Genomic DNA, 16,103 nt, shown 5'->3' with positions numbered 1-16,103 from the left:
TAAACAAACAGAAGGGATGATTTGTATGAAAAATATTTTATTATCATGTTCCGCAGGGATGTCTACAAGTTTATTAGTTACCAAGATGAAAGAGGCAGCAGAAAGTGCTGATATTGAAGTTAACATTGAAGCAGTATCAAGTGATAATGCTTTTTCAAAATTAGATAACTATGACGTGTTATTAATTGGTCCCCAAATGAGATTCATGAAGCGAAAATTTGAAAAATACGCTAAAGAAAACAATATCGAAATTCCTATTGATATTATTGATACTGTTGCATATGGGCGTATTGATGGTGATGGTGTATTAAAGCAATCACTAAATTTAATAGGAAAGTAGTGAAACCATATGGAAAATAAATTTATGGAAAAACTAGAAGATATATTATTACCAATTGCAGATAACTTGAATAACAATAAGTATCTTTCGAGTTTAAGAGATGGATTTATGGTTGCTTTACCTTTAATTATTTTTGGTTCAATTTTTATTGTAATAGCCAATTTTCCATTTTTAGACAAAATATTATCTGAATCACAATTTTCGGCTTGGCAAGCTATGGTTGGACCAGCTTCAGAGTCCACGCTCTCTATAATGGGGCTATATGTAATTATAGGTATTGGTTATAAGCTGACAGAGAAAAATGGATTTGAAGGTATTTATGGCGCTGTAACAGCATTAAGTAGTGTTTTGATTTTAACACCTCAAGTTTTTGAAAAAACGGAAGGCGTCATACCGGTCGAGATTTTAGGGGCAAAAGGTATGTTCTTAGGTATTTTTGTGTCTATTATTTCGTGTGAAATTTACAGTTATCTATGTCGGAAAGAGATAACAATTAAAATGCCTAATGGTGTACCAACTCAAGTGGCCAAATCATTCAGTGCTTTAATTCCTATTTCGGTAACACTTTCGGTGATATTAATCGTTAGAATATTAATTTCTTTTACACCTTTCGATACATTACAAAACTTTATTTATACAATTTTGCAACAACCATTAACAGAATTGGGTAGTGGATTGACGGCTACAATCATTGCAGTACTTTTAATACAAATATTTTGGTTTTTCGGGTTACATGGCCAAATCATTGTAAATACTGTATTTGATCCAATTTGGTATTCTTTGAATAACGAAAACTTAGAGGCATTTAAAGCAAATCAAGAGTTGCCTAATATTATAACCAAACAATTTATAGACACATTCTTAGTGGGCATGGGCGGTACTGGTGGCACAATGGTAGTCATTATATTGATATTTATTGTTTCCAGAAGTCAGCAAAATAAAGAAATCGGGAAGTTAGGTGCTCCAGCTTCTATTTTCAATGTAAACGAACCAATATTATTTGGATTACCGGTAATAATGAATCCAATTATACTTGTACCATGGATGATTGCTCCAGTCGTAGTAACTATAATAACCTATTTTTCTATGGGATTAGGATTGGTACCTAAACCTTCTGGCGTCATTGTTCCTTGGACAACTCCTATTTTCATAAGTGGATATTTAGCTACAGGAAACGCTTGGCAAGGTGCAGTATTACAGCTATTTAATTTAATTGTTACGTTCTTAATTTGGTTACCATTCTTTAAAGTATTGGACAATGGTTATTTTAGAAAAGAACAAGAAAAATCAAAGAGTGAGGAGTAATATATCATGGATAATACAGAAATAGCATTCCAAATTATCTTGCTAGCTGGAAATGGTAGGTCAAGTGCAATGGAAGCAATTCAATATGTGAAAGAAAATGATTTCGAGACTGCTAAGGAAAAAATGAAAGAAGCAGAGCAAGAAATAAATAAGGCGCATAATTTTCAAACAAGTTTATTGCAAGAAGAAGCACAAGGAAAAGATTATCAATTAAATTTAATACTTATACATTCACAAGATCATTTAATGAATGCACTAACAATAAAAGATATGGCAAACGAAATCATCGATATTTATCAAGAAATAAAAGCCAACAGATAGGAGAGAACTTTTATGAAAATTACTTTTCCGAAAGATTTTTGGTGGGGCAGTGCGGCAAGTGCGACACAAACTGAAGGAACGAAATCTATGACTGAACAATCCATATGGGATTACTGGTATGAAAAAGAACCAAATCGATTTTATGATAATGTTGGACCAGATGTCACATCGAATTTTTATAACACATATAAAGAAGATATTAAACTGATGAAAGAAACAGGCCATAATTCGTTTCGTTTATCCATTTCTTGGACAAGGATGATAAATCAAGATACAGGAAATATAAACGAAAACGCAGTTGAATTTTATAATAATGTCATTAATGAATTAATAGCTAATGGCATTGAGCCTTTTGTTAATTTATATCACTTTGATATGCCTATGAAACAACAAAATAAAGGAGGTTTTGAATCGAGAGAAGTTGTCGATAATTATGTTGCTTATGCACAAAAATGCTTTGATTTATATGGTGATAGAGTGAAAAAATGGTTTACGTTTAACGAGCCGATTGTGCCAGTTGAAGGAGGCTATTTATATAATTTCCATTATCCTGATATCAATGATGCCAAAAGAGGTTTTCAATATGCTTTTAATACGATATTAGCAAATGCCAAAACAATCAAGTTATTTAAAGAACAGAACTATAACGGAGAAATAGGCATAGTGTTGAACTTAACACCTTCTTATCCAAGAAGTGAAAATGAAGAAGATAAAAAAGCTGCATTAATAGCAGATTTATTTTTTAATAAGAGTTTTCTAGATCCTGCTACAAAAGGTACTTTTCCAGAAAAATTAGTAGAAATGATCAAAGCACAGGATTTAATGCCTTTTTATAAGAGTGAAGACTTGGAAATCATAAAACATAATACAGTAGATTTATTAGGCGTAAATTATTATTTACCTAGACGTGTTAAAGCTAAAGAAAATATACCTAACCCTAATTCGCCATTCACCCCAGAATTTTATTTTGATAATTATGAAATGCCAGGCAGAAAAATGAACCCTTATAGAGGTTGGGAAATTTATCCAGAAGGTATCTATGATATCATGAAAAACTTACAAAATAACTATGGCAATATTACTTCATTTATTTCTGAAAATGGAATGGGCGTAGAAAATGAAGCAAGGTTTATAGAAAACAATCAAATACAAGATGATTATAGAATCGAATTTTTGAAAGATCATTTGTATTGGCTTAATAAAGCTATTAAAGAAGGGGGAAATTGTAAAGGTTACCATATGTGGACATTTATGGATAATTGGTCTTGGATGAATGCCTATAAAAATAGATATGGATTTATTTCTGTGGACATTAATACGCAAGCACGTACAATTAAAAAGAGTGGGTATTGGTTTAAAAAATTATCAGAGGAAAACATGTTTGAATTATAATATATAATCAATACTAAAGTGTAAGGTAATTGGAGTGAGGGAATGAACAAAAGAACTTTAAAAATTATACGGCTTATGTATAATTATTCAAGCACCTATATTTCTGGGGAGTTTATAGGTAAAAGTTTGAGTGTTTCTCCTAGAACAGTTAGAAATGATTTGAAAGAATTAAATGAATCAGAAAAAGAATTTGGATTTTATATTTTTTCTAAGAGATCAGTGGGATATAAATTGATAATAAAAAATAAAGAAAAATTCAATTTATTCCTAAATGATCAATATTTAAAAGATGAGCTTCTCAATTTTAATAATCAAGATAGTAGAGTTAGATATATATTTAGTCAATTACTTGTACTGGATAACTATGTAAAGATTGACGATTTAAGTGAGCGAATGTTTGTAAGTGATACGACTATAAAGAAAGACTTGAAAATGATACGAGAACAGTTAGAAAAACATGATTTGAATCTGATAACAAGCCCATATCATGGGTTGAAAATAGATGGACATGAATTTCAGAAAAGATATGCGATTGCAGAGTTTTTATTAGATCCGTTATCTATGGATGAGCTTTTTGATAGCGAAGAAATAAATGTACTTAAAAATAAAATTATCGGAATAATCAATCGATTTAACATTACAATACCTGATGTGAAATTAGAAAATTTGGTTGTTCATATATATATAGCACTGTTTAGGGTTGAACATAAACTCATTATTAAAGATGAAGGTAATATATTTAATGGCTATACGAAAACGAGTGAAGATGTTAATCAATTTTTTAAGCAGTTAGTAGAAATGATAGAATGCAATTTTAATATCCAATTACCTACTAAAGAAAAACAATATATTTGGGCACATATATTAACGTCAGGTCTTATTTCAGAAAACGCTAATATTCATGAAAATAAAGAATTAAATATGTTGATAGGTCATATTTTAAGAAGAATAAAACAAGTGTTTCACTTAGATTTAATAGATGAAGAAGAATTGAGAAATAATCTAAGCTTACATTTATCTACTTCTATTACGAGATATAAATATAAAATGAATATCAGAAATCCATTATTAGCAGAAATTAAAAAGAACTATCCATTTTCATTTGATATCGCTTTAGTAGGAAGTAAAGTAATTGAAGAAGTATACAAAATAAGAATTTCTGAAAGTGAAATTGGTTACCTTGCTTTGCATTTTGAATTGGCTTTGAAAAAACCGAACAATCTGGATAACAAAATCAATACAACTATTGTTTGTGCATCTGGTTTGGCTAGTTCACAGCTAATAAAATATAAATTGATTGAAAACTTTAGTAACGAAATCACGACAACCAATTCATTACAATTGTATGAGTTAAGTGAACATAAATTGCAAGGAACAGATTTAATAATATCAACAATTCCTCTGGAAAAAGATTTCTCTGTACCTGTCATTTATGTAAATACAATTTTAACTGATGTAGATATTTTAAACTTGAAAAAATTTATAGATAACTACAATGTAGGACAAAAAGAAAAGTTAATTGAACTTTTTGCGATTAAAAGTAATGTTGAAAGCAAAGATGAATTATTATCAGAAATTGAGTCTGATTTAAAAGCATTACATTATATAAAATCAGACTTTTTTGAAAAAGTTAATGAACGAGAAGAAGTAGCTACTACGGCTTATGGTAACCTTATCGCTGTTCCTCATCCTGTTACACCGTCTGCTAAACAATCTTTTATTTATATAGTTAAATTAGACAAACCTATTCAATGGGGGGACAAAGATGTTCAACTTGTCTTTTGTTTAGGTTTAAAATCACAAACAACAGTTGATATGGAACCTATTTTCAAAAGGATTAGTCATATTATTAATGATTTTAGTTTAGTAGTAGAATTATTAAATCAGTCAAATGAAAAAGATTTAAAAGAAACGTACTTTGATATTTATTAATAATGAATTTAAAACAATGAAAATCCAGAAAACTACTCTAATTAAGGTAGGCTTCCTGGATTTTTTATTGCTAATCTTTTGTTGTTTGTTCTTTTACGCCCTTTGTAACAGCTTCAGCAAAGTCGTAGATGGATTGTCTGTAATCATTTGGATTTTCTCTCGTGGAGCGACCAAGCTCATCGTCCTCAAAAAATGACTTACGATATTCTGTTGAAATCTCAAGTTGAACACCTGAGCCTGTATCATTTTTATTAATGATATTTTGGCTGGAATCGCCATTTACATAATCAGGGCTATTTTCAACATTAAAATCTTCATTTTCTAATTCCTTACGTATAGATTTGGCCATATCTTTATCTTTACCACCAATGTAGACAACTTTTTTATCTTCTCGAATGCCATGAATAGACACCGTTTCATCAGATTTGGTCGTCATGTCTTTTAATTTGGGATCGTCGAAACGAGTCGAAGTAATATGCAATTTAGCATTATTCGATTTTAATAAACCTTCAAAACTATATAGATTAAAGTTACCTTTTTTAGAAATGATTTTTGCCAATTCGGAAGTGCCAGGCTCAATACCGCCACCATGAATAGCAGTAACTAATATATCTTTGTTATTTGTCGTTTTTGAATTGATTTGCCAATCACGATTTTCTTTTGTGTCAGCTTTCAGTTCTTCGAAATTCTTATAATAATCTTGATTTTGCGGCTGATCGTTTTTCCACACATATAAAAAATATAAAGAAAGTAAAATAGCGGCAACGATAGCTAACATAATTAAATAATATAAATACAAGTGGAAGATTCTTTTCATAATTGTCTCCTGTAATACATATTTAGTGGCTATAAAAGTATAACAAACTTAATGGGTTATACAGGTTATGTGTTGGTTACAATTACATTACTTACGACTTAACAGTTATTTACAATTATTATGGGAAGAACATACTAGATTAAACTAAGTTATATGTTTTCATAAATGAGGCGGAGGTATATATTTATGTTCTAGATCATGAGCAAAGTTCATTTAAAGTATCGTAGAATTATATTTCTTTAACTGCGAAATAATTGTTTTCAGCATCTGCAAAATTAAAGACTCTACCCATAGGTAAATCCATAATCTCTCCAACTGCATTTTGATTAGATTTCAAACGATCATATAAGTGGTCGAATTGTGTTGTTGCGAAAATCAGTGATGGTGTAGTTGTACTGACACCCATATCCATTTCGTCAACTTTCGCTTTGTCCTGTAATACAATAGCAGTTTGAGCATCGTCTTCTGGAAGCAGTTTTACTACGCGCATACCCATTTCTTCGTCATCGGCTACTACTACAAAGTTTAAGTTTTTTGTCCAAAATTCAATTGCTTTATCGTGATCATATACGTATATCATAACTTCATCTAATTTTTTAATCATTTCTCCATCTCCTTTATTGTTAATATCACCTTGCACATAAGTATATTAAATGTAGTCAGTAATGCAAAACAATAACATTGTTAGATATATATTACTGTAATTGGGAATATAGATAGTATAAGCAAAAAACTTTCGAGAAATTTCAAGACATGTTTTAATGTAATTATAAAAGTTACAATTAAAGGTGATGCGAATGAATTTAGAGTTTAATATAGCAGTCCATCTGCTAACATTTCTAGTTAAGCATTCAGATGCACGTTATAGTAGTGGTTCATTATCAGAGCGGATATGTATTAACCCTGTGCAATTACGCAGGGTGACAAGAAAGTTAAATGATCAACATTACCTAGATGCTAGTAGGGGGAAGTATGGTGGTTATCAAGCTAATGAAGTAACCGCTGATGTTAATCTGGCAGACTTATTTGAATTATTTAATGAGGAAAGATCAGATGGACGTATTTTTACAGGTGACGAAGGTAGTGATTGTGAGATTTCCAGGGAAATAGGGACTACGATGTCTAAGTTTCAGCAAAAAGAAAATGATATATTAATAAATTATTATAAAACCATCACAATTACAGATGTATTAAATGATGTAATGAAGGAGGATATTCATGAGACAATTTGATTTAGTGATTATAGGATTTGGTAAAGGTGGTAAAACATTAGCGAAATTTGCTTCAGCACAAGGTAAAAAAGTAGCAGTCATTGAGAAGTCTAAAACGATGTATGGCGGCACTTGTATCAATGTTGGTTGTATTCCTTCAAAAACGCTTGTTCACGAAGGTCTAACTCATAATGATTTTAACAAAGCATTTTCTAGAAAAAAAGATGTGGTAGATGCGTTGAATAATAAAAATTATCATAATCTTGCAGATGATAATAATATTGAAGTCTTGGATTATACTGCGAAGTTCAAATCTAACAATGAAGTGAACTTATTAAATGACAATGAGGATGTAGTGGAAACATTGCATGCAGAAGATGTCGTTATTAATACGGGCGCAATGTCAGTCATACCACCAATTACAGGCGTCGAAAGTTCTCAGCATTTATACGATTCTGCTGGGATTATGAGTTTGGATTTTCAGCCTAAGCAATTAGTCATCATTGGTGCTGGATATATTGCTTTAGAATTTGCGTCAATGTTTGCTAACTTCGATACACAAGTGACCGTACTTGAACGTGGCAACGATATTATGCCTAAAGAAGATAAGGATATAGTTACAGAAGTTAAAAAAGATTTAGCTAACAAAGGTGTAAATATCATATACAATGTGAATACAGAGCGCTTTGAAGATACTGAATTTGGAACTATTGTGCATACGTCTAATGGAGATTATGAAGCGGATGCAGTCCTATTAGCGACTGGTCGTAAGCCTAATGTGGATTTAGATTTAGACAATACGGATGTAACGCTTGGTGAGCATGGAGAAATTAAAGTGAATGAATATCTCCAAACGGATGCGCAACATGTTTATGCAATCGGTGATGTTAAAGGTGGTATGCAATTCACATATATCTCTTTAGATGACTTTAGAATTGTTAAAGATCAACTCTTTGGAACGGGTGTGCGTTCTACTGAAAATAGAGGCGCTGTGCCTTATACAGTATTTATTGATCCGCCAATGGCACGTGTAGGTTTGACTGGTCAAGAAGCTAAAAATCAAGGCTACAATGTAATAGAAAACGAACTTCCAGTTAACGCTATACCTAGACATAAAGTGAATAATGATCCAAGAGGCTTGTTTAAAGTAGTAGTGAATAAAGATACGGAAAAAATACTTGGAGCAACATTATATGGCCTAGAATCAGAAGAAATCATTAATGTATTAAAATTAGCAATAGATCAAAAGTTAAATTATAAGGTATTGAAAGATAATATTTATACACATCCAACGATGGTTGAATCATTTAATGATTTATTTGATATGTAATAGTGTGGAAATTTAAAAGGTGATAGATTCCCCTTGAGGGGCTCTATCACCTTTTTACATGCAATAAATATTAAGTCAATGCCATAATAATAACACCTATAAGGCCAAAAAGACCAAAAACCAATGACATCACGCCGAAACTAATAAAACTTTGTTTTTTACTTGTATCACCTTTTTTTGAAAGGCGTTTATTTAAAATTAATAGTACAATACCAAGAATAATGAGTAATATTGAACCATAGAACATTTTGCGTCCCCCCTCAACTATATTTATCACGTTTGAATATCTTTATTATGTATTTACCCGGTATATGATGTTAACTAACTCAATATACCATGCACAGTTCAATTAAAGGTAGTATTTTTCATGAAGATTAATAAGCAAAAATAAAAGATGAGTAATTACTGTTTCAAAGTGAACAGTAATACTCATCTTTTTGCTGTGTGATCAATATTATAAACTATTGTGACTCACATCCGCGTGTGTATAATTTTTTAGTAATGAACAACCTAATGGATGGTGACCATTGTCTACATATTCGTTAATTTCTTCAAGTACATCCAAGATTTCATATTCCGGCGTGTTTACATCAAACGTGTATTTGAATACTTGCTTCTTATCGGATAACACTGTAGCGATGAGTTCATCATTGTGCATTTTGTAATTTAATAATTGCATAGTAATCCCTCACTTTTTTATATTTCAACCCAATAATCGGATTGTTTTAATTGAGAATTCATTTCATTGATTAAGCATTTAGATTATAATAGTTCTAATCTGATATATAGTATACATGAAAATTTATAAAATGTAGAGGGTAATGACTTAAATAATTAAAACTTTTTAAAATAAAAATGTAAAAAGACACCAAAGTGTTTCTTGTAAGCGTTTTTAAATGATAATAATTTTAAATTGAGTAAAAATGAAATGCTATGCTTGATGTCTATAAGATAAATTGATATGATACAGAGAATTAAATAAAAGCTTTCTAGGGTTCCGCAACACTCAATGTTGGACTGGTCCGAGAGGAAGCCACATGTTGAATGTGACACGGAAGGATAAAAGCCTGGGAGATAGTAGTGATAACTATCTCTCGGGCTTTTTTTACTTTAATAGGAGGAATATGAATGAATTGGATAAAAATTATTATCGCATCAATATTTGAAGTTGGTTGGGTCATCGGGTTAACACATGCAACGACAGGTCTCGAATGGATGCTAACAATTATAGCTATATTTTTAAGTTTTTATTTGCTTATAGATGCATCAAAAATGTTACCAGTGGGTACATCTTATGCAGTATTTGTTGGTCTGGGTACAACAGGTGTCACTATATTTGATTTTGCTTTCTTTGGTCAGGAAGTTAATTATGGAAAAATTATATTAATTTTAACATTACTTTTAGGTGTGATTTGTTTGAAATTAGTCACACCAGATAAAGGGGGAGAAGCATAATGGCTTGGATATTATTAATCATTGCAGGTATTTTTGAAATGTTAGGCATTACCTTTTTAAATGCTTATACGCATACACGAAAAACATCTGCTGTCATAGGATTGATAGGTTTCTTTAGTTTGAGCTTCTTAGCTTTATCTATGGCAATGACTCAATTACCTATGAGTACAGCGTATGCAGTTTGGACAGGTATTGGTGCTGTGGGCGGAGCGATATTGGGTATGGTTTTTTATAAAGAGTCTACCGATATCAAAAGAATAATTTGTATTGCAGTCATATTAGCTAGTACGGTTGGTTTAAAATTATTGAGTTAACGTGGAAGTAATAAGAAGTAATAAAGGGGGGGGTTCTAATCAGCTGATAAAAAGAAATATGGGCTAGGTGTATTGCGGTGACATAGCGGAATTGATACGATGTAGTTAAGATGGAGGTGCATGTGATGGAAGGACTTGCAGCATTTATTACGATTACATTAATGATTATTATTGTTCCTGGTCCAGATTTTTTTGTAGTAATGAAAAATTCAATTACTTCAGGTAAAGGTAATGGCGCAATGGCCGCATTAGGTATTACGTCAGCACACGTTATCTATTCATTATTAGCAGTATTTGGCATTATATTTATCTTGGCAAATATGTATTATGTCTTTCTAATGATTAAAATATTAGGTGCATGTTATCTGATTTATTTAGGAATTAAAAGTATCATCTGTGCACGCCAAAGCATGAATTTTTCAACATCTCAAATGCAGGCACAACAGATTAGTTATTTAAGTTCTTATCGACAAGGTTTTATCAGCACAATATTAAACCCTAAAGCATTACTTTATTACATAAGTATATTACCGCAATTTATAACTGCTGGCGAAGGTGTGTCATCTCAAATTGCAATATTATCGGCAATAGTAACAACAGTTATTCTCATCTGGTTTATTTTTTGCGTATACATATTCCAATATATCAAATTACTTTTTGGAAATAGAAAAATAAAAGCGGTGTTTGATTATGCAGTAGGTGCCATCCTTATTGGTTTATCTATCAGTTTATTATTTAGTAAAAGCAGCTGATTTAACTTAAAAGTATAACGAAAGAAGGCTGGGACAAATACATGTCTCAGCCTCATTCACTTTCTAAATAGAATTTCTAGAAAATTGCAATGCTTTATGGACGGAAATAAGCATCTTCAGAAATCAATATCTTGATACCACGGTATATATTTTTGATAGTGTACCAAATTGTTACAATTAATAGGAGGATTGCTACTACAATTGCTATTATTGCAATTGTAGTGTTCTGTTGATCGATAATTGCAGTTCCGAACGCTGCGCTTAAAACTAATAGTATTGGTCCAATATACGTTATAATATGGTAAAATAACGATTTTGCTGCATGAGTTGAAGCAGGTTTATCAGCAAAAATCCATAGGATAATAGGTAATATAATTGGTGCAAAGAATATACTGAAATAACTGACTGCTGCTAATACGCGACCACTTTGTGTGTCATGATGTAACATTTTTTCGCTCATTTGTATCACCTCAATTGGATAATAACAAGAATAAGTATTGAAATATAGGTATATTACTCCATCTAACAGTATTGTAAGATATGAGCTTCGTAAAAAAGAATAATGAAATATTGGATTATAAATAGAAATAGAGAAGAGGTAATCGTTATGAAAATTTATTTAGTTCGTCATGGAGAATCACAGTCTAATTATGATAAACAACAAGGAAAAAAATACTTTTGTGGTCAGTTAGATGTGCCTTTAACAGAAAGTGGTGTACATTCTGCTCAATTACTACAAAGCTACTTTGAAAAAAAGAACATCGAGCACGTATATATATCTGATTTGACTCGCACGAGACAAACGTATAATGCCATATTTGATAAGCACATCTCAGCAAGTGTAACGCCTCTATTAAGAGAGCGTTCTTTAGGTATCTTTGAAGGCAAAATGGTAGATGCAATTGAACAAAACCCCGAATATCATGCTTATTTTAATGATGATAATTTGCTTGCTTTTCGCCATAGTTTTACGCAAAAAGCCCCTGAAGGAGAAAGCTATTCGGATGTATTACAGCGTGTTGAACAATTTTTTGAACAAGAACTTGATCCGTCTTTAGAGTCTATCGCAATCGTTGCGCATCAGGTCGTAATCAGATGTTTTCTTGTTTATTTACGCTATGAAACAAAAGAAACTGTAATTGATAGAAAAATAGAAAACTGTGTACCCTATGAACTTGAAATATAAGACAAACAAAAAACCTGAACTGCGACATTGTCTCGGTTCAGGTTTAATATTTTTTAGCTGCTGTCAAGCTATCATGAAATCCTTGGAATAATGTATTGATATTGTCTAAAAAGCTTCCGACAATAACAGCCAGTATGACGTAAGTTACACTTAGCGCGATTGTTCTAAAAGAAACGACGCCATATTTTTCTTTCTTCTCAAAGAGATTAAAAGCTATGAAAATAGCAGCCATGGCACCTATTAAAATAGTTAATATCATAACAGTGTGGCCTCCTTAAAATTATTAATGAGTGGCTGTGCTTCTAATAACGTATTTCTTAACTTGTATATATCTTAACAAATTAAGCTTTGAGAAAAACAGGATAATCATATTAAAAAACCTTACAATCATGTAAGGTTTTTTACGAGAATAAGTCAGAGTATATAAATGGATGAGTAAAAAATAGTCTTAACGCCTTTGCCATCACGGAAAGGTGACATGTCATCATTTTGTAACCTTAGCTAATATTATGAAACATAAATGAAAAGTATGGCGCTAAAACAACAATCTTTTGACACAAATGCAGCTGGAATAGAAATCTTGTTAGAAACATTAGACTTCGTTGTCTCACTCCCGTTTGTCATCTATTTATCTACAGCGTCACTTTCAATTCCTTTGTCATCAAGGAATTTCTTAATTGATTTTTGCTTTTTATGATTAACATTTCCGGCAACTTTAGCAGGAACGTCAACAACGTTGAGGTTGTTGTCAGGTTGGTAATCTATTTCTTCAATTTCTTTATCAACGTTTTTAATTGTACTGTTTAGGGATGTAAAATAAGCGATAATTTCATCTAGATTATCTTTATAACCGCTCGGCATGTTGTTATCTTCTACAAAGTCTTTAAAATGAAGGTCATTTTTAATTGCATTATTCGATAAATCTGATAAACGTTTTTCTTGCGCATCAGTGATTTTTGTATCTGTACCTATTTGTTTATCTAACTTATATTGCATGAGGTATTTATTATCAATAATAAGTGAGTTAACATCTAAATATTTTTTAATCGCTTTATTCATTTCATCTTCACTAATATCTTCACCCTTTTTATCTGAATGGAAGATATCTTTCTCAGCTAATTTGCTCACGTTTTTAGGGGCATTGCGTTCATTATGTTCCTCATCTTCTGAATTACCATTTGAACATGCTGCGAGTATGACAGCTAGCACCAAAACTAACGATAAAAGTATACTTTTCTTCATAAATAATATTGCTCCTTTAATAATAAGTCGTTCTATTTTAACAGTCCCATTGTATGTTTACATATGTTCTTAGAAAATTATAACTTAAGCGTATCATGTAGTGCTATCTATTTGTATGATGAATTAAATAATAAACGCACAATCTATTGAACAAATTAATAATAAAAGAGGATAGTTGCCATATAAATTTAAAAATTCATTAGATTTTCATTTTAAAATGTTAGCTAATATGAATAATTAATTACATAGATACAAGAATAAGAGTGCAAAGGTAATACTCATATTCAGGGAAAAGGGCATAAAAAAATAGAACCACAAAAGGGTTCTATTTAATCTAGAGCTTGAGATTAATGTCTGATAATATAATCAAAAGCGTTTAATGCTGCATTTGCACCAGCACCCATAGAAATAATAATTTGTTTGTTACGATCGTCTGTAACATCACCAGCTGCAAAAATACCAGGGATGCTTGTAGCATTCTTACGATCAATTACAATTTCTTTAGCTTGGTTTAATTCAACATAATTATCAAGCCATTCAGTGTTTGGTAATAAACCAATTTGAACAAAAATACCTTCGAGTTCTAAAGTATGGTCTTCGCCAAGTGATTTATCTTGATATTTAATACCAGTTACTGCACTGTCACCTAAAACTTCTGTTGTTTGAGCATTTTTTATTATAGTTACGTTTGGTAAAGAAGCCAAACGTTCTTGTAATACGTTGTCTGCTTTCAGCGTAGCGTTACGTTCAAGTAACGTTACGTGTTTAACGATACCTGCAAGATCGATTGCAGCTTCGACTCCAGAATTACCGCCGCCTACAACAGCAACATTTTTATTTTCAAATAATGGGCCATCACAATGCGGGCAGAATGCAACGCCTTTATTGATTAATTCTTCTTCGCCAGGTACTTCTAGCTTGCGCCAACGTGCACCAGTTGAAATAATAACAGTTTTACTTGTTAATTGTGCGCCATTATCTAAAGTGACAATGATACCATCGTCTGTTTTTTCAATATCGCTGGCACGAATACCAGTCATTACATCGATATTGTATTGTTTAATATGATCTTCGAGTGCTGAAGTAAATTTAGGTCCATCTGTTTCTTTAACAGTGACAAAGTTTTCGATAGTAGCGGTATCATTGACCTGACCACCGATGCGATCTGCAACAATACCTGTACGTAAACCTTTACGTGCAGTATAAATTGCTGCACTGCCACTTGCAGGTCCGCCTCCGACAATTAATACATCATATGGATCTTTGTCATTAAATTCAGCTGGATCTGCTTGACTGCCTAAGTTTGCTAATATATCTTGAACTGTCATACGTCCATTACCAAATTCTTCTCCATCTAGGAAAATTGCAGGAACGGCCATAATGTCTTCAGACTCTTCTCTAAAGATAGATCCATCTACCATAGAATGTGTGATATTTGGATTTACCAAACTCATTAAGTTTAAAGCTTGAACAACGTCGGGACATTTTTGACAAGTTAGACTAATAAAAGTCTCGAAATGTAACGGACGGTCTAAAGCTTTGATTTGATCTATAACTGCTTGTTCTTCTTTTGGTGCACGACCGCTTACTTGTAACAAAGCGAGAACAAGAGAGTTGAACTCATGACCCATTGGTAAACCAGCGAATGTAATACCTGTTTCTTCATCAGGTCTATTAACAGAAAAGCTTGGTGTACGTTTAAGGTCAACTTCTTCTATAGTAATGCGAGATGACATCTCTGCTACTTCGTCTAACAATTCTTTTAATTCTTTAGACTTTTCATCTGTACCAAAACTTGCACTTAGTACAACGTCACCTTCCATTAATTGAAGTAATTGTTGTAATTGTGATTTTAGCTGATCATTAAGCATTTAAATCAATGCCTCCTTAGATTTTACCTACTAAGTCAAGACCAGGTTGTAATGTTTCTGAACCTTCTTCCCATTTAGCTGGGCAAACTTCGCCTGGGTGTTGACGTACATATTGTGCTGCTTTGATTTTGTGTACCAATGTACTTGCGTCACGGCCGATACCGTCAGCATTCACTTCAGCTGCTTGTACAATACCGTCAGGGTCTACGATGAAAGTACCACGCTGAGCTAAACCTAAATCTTCGTCTAATACGTCAAAGCTACGAGTGATTGTTTGAGAAGGGTCACCAATCATAGTGTATTGGATTTTGTTAATTGCTTCTGAATGGTCATGCCAAGCTTTGTGTACGAAGTGCGTATCAGTTGATACTGAATACACGTTTACGCCTAATTCTTGTAATTTATCATATTGTCCTTGTAAATCTTCTAATTCAGTTGGACATACGAATGAGAAGTCTGCTGGATAGAAGCAAACAACACTCCACGAACCTTTTAAGTTTTCATCTGAAACCTCGAAAAATTCATCTTGCTTTGGATCATAAGCATTAGCTGTGAATGGTAAAATTTCTTTGTTAATTAAAGACATAAAAAAACATCCTCCTGATTTATTAACTAATTTTGATTAGAATATTAGT

General features: G+C 32.0%; 20 protein-coding genes and 1 riboswitch. Of the genes, 11 read left to right on the top strand and 9 right to left on the bottom strand.

Annotation, left to right across the window (positions count from 1 at the left end; genetic code table 11):
• Positions 1-25: 25 nt before the first annotated feature.
• Genes MHB47_RS12585 through MHB47_RS12565 form a run of 5 tightly spaced genes read left to right on the top strand, consistent with a single transcriptional unit; the run spans position 26 to position 5,290 of the window.
• Positions 26-340 (top strand): PTS sugar transporter subunit IIB, encoded by a 315-nt coding sequence (locus MHB47_RS12585; protein WP_002506081.1) that lies wholly within the window; start codon positions 26-28, stop codon positions 338-340.
• A 9-nt stretch (positions 341-349) separates the two neighbouring features.
• Positions 350-1,645 (top strand): PTS cellobiose transporter subunit IIC, encoded by a 1,296-nt coding sequence (celB, locus tag MHB47_RS12580; RefSeq protein ID WP_056935173.1) that lies wholly within the window; start codon positions 350-352, stop codon positions 1,643-1,645.
• A 6-nt stretch (positions 1,646-1,651) separates the two neighbouring features.
• The gene (locus tag MHB47_RS12575; RefSeq protein ID WP_002506079.1) at positions 1,652-1,966 is read left to right on the top strand and encodes a PTS lactose/cellobiose transporter subunit IIA; all 315 of its coding nucleotides are present in this window, start codon (positions 1,652-1,654) and stop codon (positions 1,964-1,966) included.
• A 12-nt stretch (positions 1,967-1,978) separates the two neighbouring features.
• Positions 1,979-3,358 carry a glycoside hydrolase family 1 protein gene (locus MHB47_RS12570; RefSeq protein ID WP_340757022.1) on the top strand — a complete coding sequence of 460 codons (1,380 nt, stop codon included), beginning with the start codon at positions 1,979-1,981 and terminating at the stop codon, positions 3,356-3,358.
• A gap of 42 nt (positions 3,359-3,400) precedes the next feature.
• On the top strand, positions 3,401-5,290 hold the full coding sequence (locus MHB47_RS12565; RefSeq protein ID WP_340757020.1) for a BglG family transcription antiterminator: 1,890 nt from the start codon (positions 3,401-3,403) through the stop codon (positions 5,288-5,290).
• Positions 5,291-5,360: 70 nt separating this feature from the next.
• On the opposite strand, the gene MHB47_RS12560 is transcribed toward MHB47_RS12565, so the two are convergent.
• Both MHB47_RS12560 and MHB47_RS12555 read right to left on the bottom strand, forming a co-directional pair.
• Positions 5,361-6,107 carry a poly-gamma-glutamate hydrolase family protein gene (locus MHB47_RS12560; protein ID WP_340757018.1) on the bottom strand — a complete coding sequence of 249 codons (747 nt, stop codon included), beginning with the start codon at positions 6,105-6,107 and terminating at the stop codon, positions 5,361-5,363.
• 229 nt (positions 6,108-6,336) lie between these two features.
• Positions 6,337-6,711, bottom strand: coding sequence for a VOC family protein (locus MHB47_RS12555; RefSeq protein WP_340757016.1), 375 nt, complete (start codon positions 6,709-6,711; stop codon positions 6,337-6,339).
• Positions 6,712-6,904: 193 nt separating this feature from the next.
• Between MHB47_RS12555 and hypR the strand changes: the two genes are divergently transcribed.
• Together hypR and merA are read left to right on the top strand one after the other, a co-directional pair.
• A complete protein-coding gene (gene hypR, locus MHB47_RS12550) occupies positions 6,905-7,339 on the top strand; it encodes a redox-sensitive transcriptional regulator HypR (RefSeq protein WP_002511981.1) in 435 nt (144 codons plus the stop codon).
• A complete protein-coding gene (gene merA / locus MHB47_RS12545; RefSeq protein ID WP_340757015.1) occupies positions 7,326-8,648 on the top strand; it encodes a hypothiocyanous acid reductase MerA in 1,323 nt (440 codons plus the stop codon). The genes hypR and merA overlap by 14 nt, the downstream gene beginning before the upstream one ends.
• Positions 8,649-8,718: 70 nt before the next feature.
• Here merA and MHB47_RS12540 read toward each other — a convergent pair whose 3' ends face one another.
• Positions 8,719-8,895 carry a hypothetical protein gene (locus MHB47_RS12540; protein ID WP_002506072.1) on the bottom strand — a complete coding sequence of 59 codons (177 nt, stop codon included), beginning with the start codon at positions 8,893-8,895 and terminating at the stop codon, positions 8,719-8,721.
• Between the two features lie 207 nt (positions 8,896-9,102).
• Positions 9,103-9,327, bottom strand: a complete 225-nt coding sequence (locus MHB47_RS12535) for a hypothetical protein (protein ID WP_002506071.1) — start codon at positions 9,325-9,327, stop codon at positions 9,103-9,105.
• 299 nt (positions 9,328-9,626) lie between these two features.
• A riboswitch (guanidine-I (ykkC/yxkD leader) is annotated at positions 9,627-9,724 on the top strand.
• A gap of 52 nt (positions 9,725-9,776) precedes the next feature.
• Between MHB47_RS12535 and MHB47_RS12530 the strand changes: the two genes are divergently transcribed.
• The 3 genes from MHB47_RS12530 to MHB47_RS12520 all read left to right on the top strand — a co-directional run bounded on the left by MHB47_RS12530 (position 9,777) and on the right by MHB47_RS12520 (position 11,169).
• Positions 9,777-10,103, top strand: coding sequence for a DMT family transporter (locus MHB47_RS12530; RefSeq protein ID WP_002506070.1), 327 nt, complete (start codon positions 9,777-9,779; stop codon positions 10,101-10,103).
• Positions 10,103-10,417, top strand: coding sequence for a DMT family transporter (locus MHB47_RS12525; RefSeq protein ID WP_056935178.1), 315 nt, complete (start codon positions 10,103-10,105; stop codon positions 10,415-10,417). The genes MHB47_RS12530 and MHB47_RS12525 overlap by 1 nt, the downstream gene beginning before the upstream one ends.
• Positions 10,418-10,542: 125 nt before the next feature.
• Complete coding sequence (locus tag MHB47_RS12520; RefSeq protein WP_002506068.1) at positions 10,543-11,169, top strand: LysE family translocator; 627 nt, start codon at positions 10,543-10,545, stop codon at positions 11,167-11,169.
• Between the two features lie 94 nt (positions 11,170-11,263).
• On the opposite strand, the gene MHB47_RS12515 is transcribed toward MHB47_RS12520, so the two are convergent.
• Positions 11,264-11,629 (bottom strand): DUF4870 domain-containing protein, encoded by a 366-nt coding sequence (locus MHB47_RS12515; RefSeq protein WP_002506067.1) that lies wholly within the window; start codon positions 11,627-11,629, stop codon positions 11,264-11,266.
• A 147-nt stretch (positions 11,630-11,776) separates the two neighbouring features.
• Between MHB47_RS12515 and MHB47_RS12510 the strand changes: the two genes are divergently transcribed.
• Complete coding sequence (locus MHB47_RS12510; RefSeq protein WP_340757010.1) at positions 11,777-12,355, top strand: histidine phosphatase family protein; 579 nt, start codon at positions 11,777-11,779, stop codon at positions 12,353-12,355.
• A 43-nt stretch (positions 12,356-12,398) separates the two neighbouring features.
• On the opposite strand, the gene MHB47_RS12505 is transcribed toward MHB47_RS12510, so the two are convergent.
• The 4 genes from MHB47_RS12505 to ahpC form a co-directional block, all read right to left on the bottom strand.
• The gene (locus MHB47_RS12505; protein ID WP_002511986.1) at positions 12,399-12,614 is read right to left on the bottom strand and encodes a hypothetical protein; all 216 of its coding nucleotides are present in this window, start codon (positions 12,612-12,614) and stop codon (positions 12,399-12,401) included.
• A gap of 365 nt (positions 12,615-12,979) precedes the next feature.
• Complete coding sequence (locus tag MHB47_RS12500) at positions 12,980-13,597, bottom strand: NDxxF motif lipoprotein (RefSeq protein ID WP_002506064.1); 618 nt, start codon at positions 13,595-13,597, stop codon at positions 12,980-12,982.
• A gap of 347 nt (positions 13,598-13,944) precedes the next feature.
• Positions 13,945-15,468 (bottom strand): alkyl hydroperoxide reductase subunit F, encoded by a 1,524-nt coding sequence (gene ahpF / locus MHB47_RS12495; RefSeq protein ID WP_056935180.1) that lies wholly within the window; start codon positions 15,466-15,468, stop codon positions 13,945-13,947.
• 16 nt (positions 15,469-15,484) lie between these two features.
• Positions 15,485-16,054 carry an alkyl hydroperoxide reductase subunit C gene (gene ahpC, locus MHB47_RS12490; protein ID WP_002506062.1) on the bottom strand — a complete coding sequence of 190 codons (570 nt, stop codon included), beginning with the start codon at positions 16,052-16,054 and terminating at the stop codon, positions 15,485-15,487.
• Between the last annotated feature and the right edge of the window lie 49 nt (positions 16,055-16,103).

The sequence above is a fragment of the Staphylococcus sp. FSL K6-3157 genome (genome assembly GCF_038005145.1).
Lineage (GTDB): Bacteria > Bacillota > Bacilli > Staphylococcales > Staphylococcaceae > Staphylococcus > Staphylococcus equorum.
This window is presented reverse-complemented; position numbering and strand designations above follow the sequence as displayed.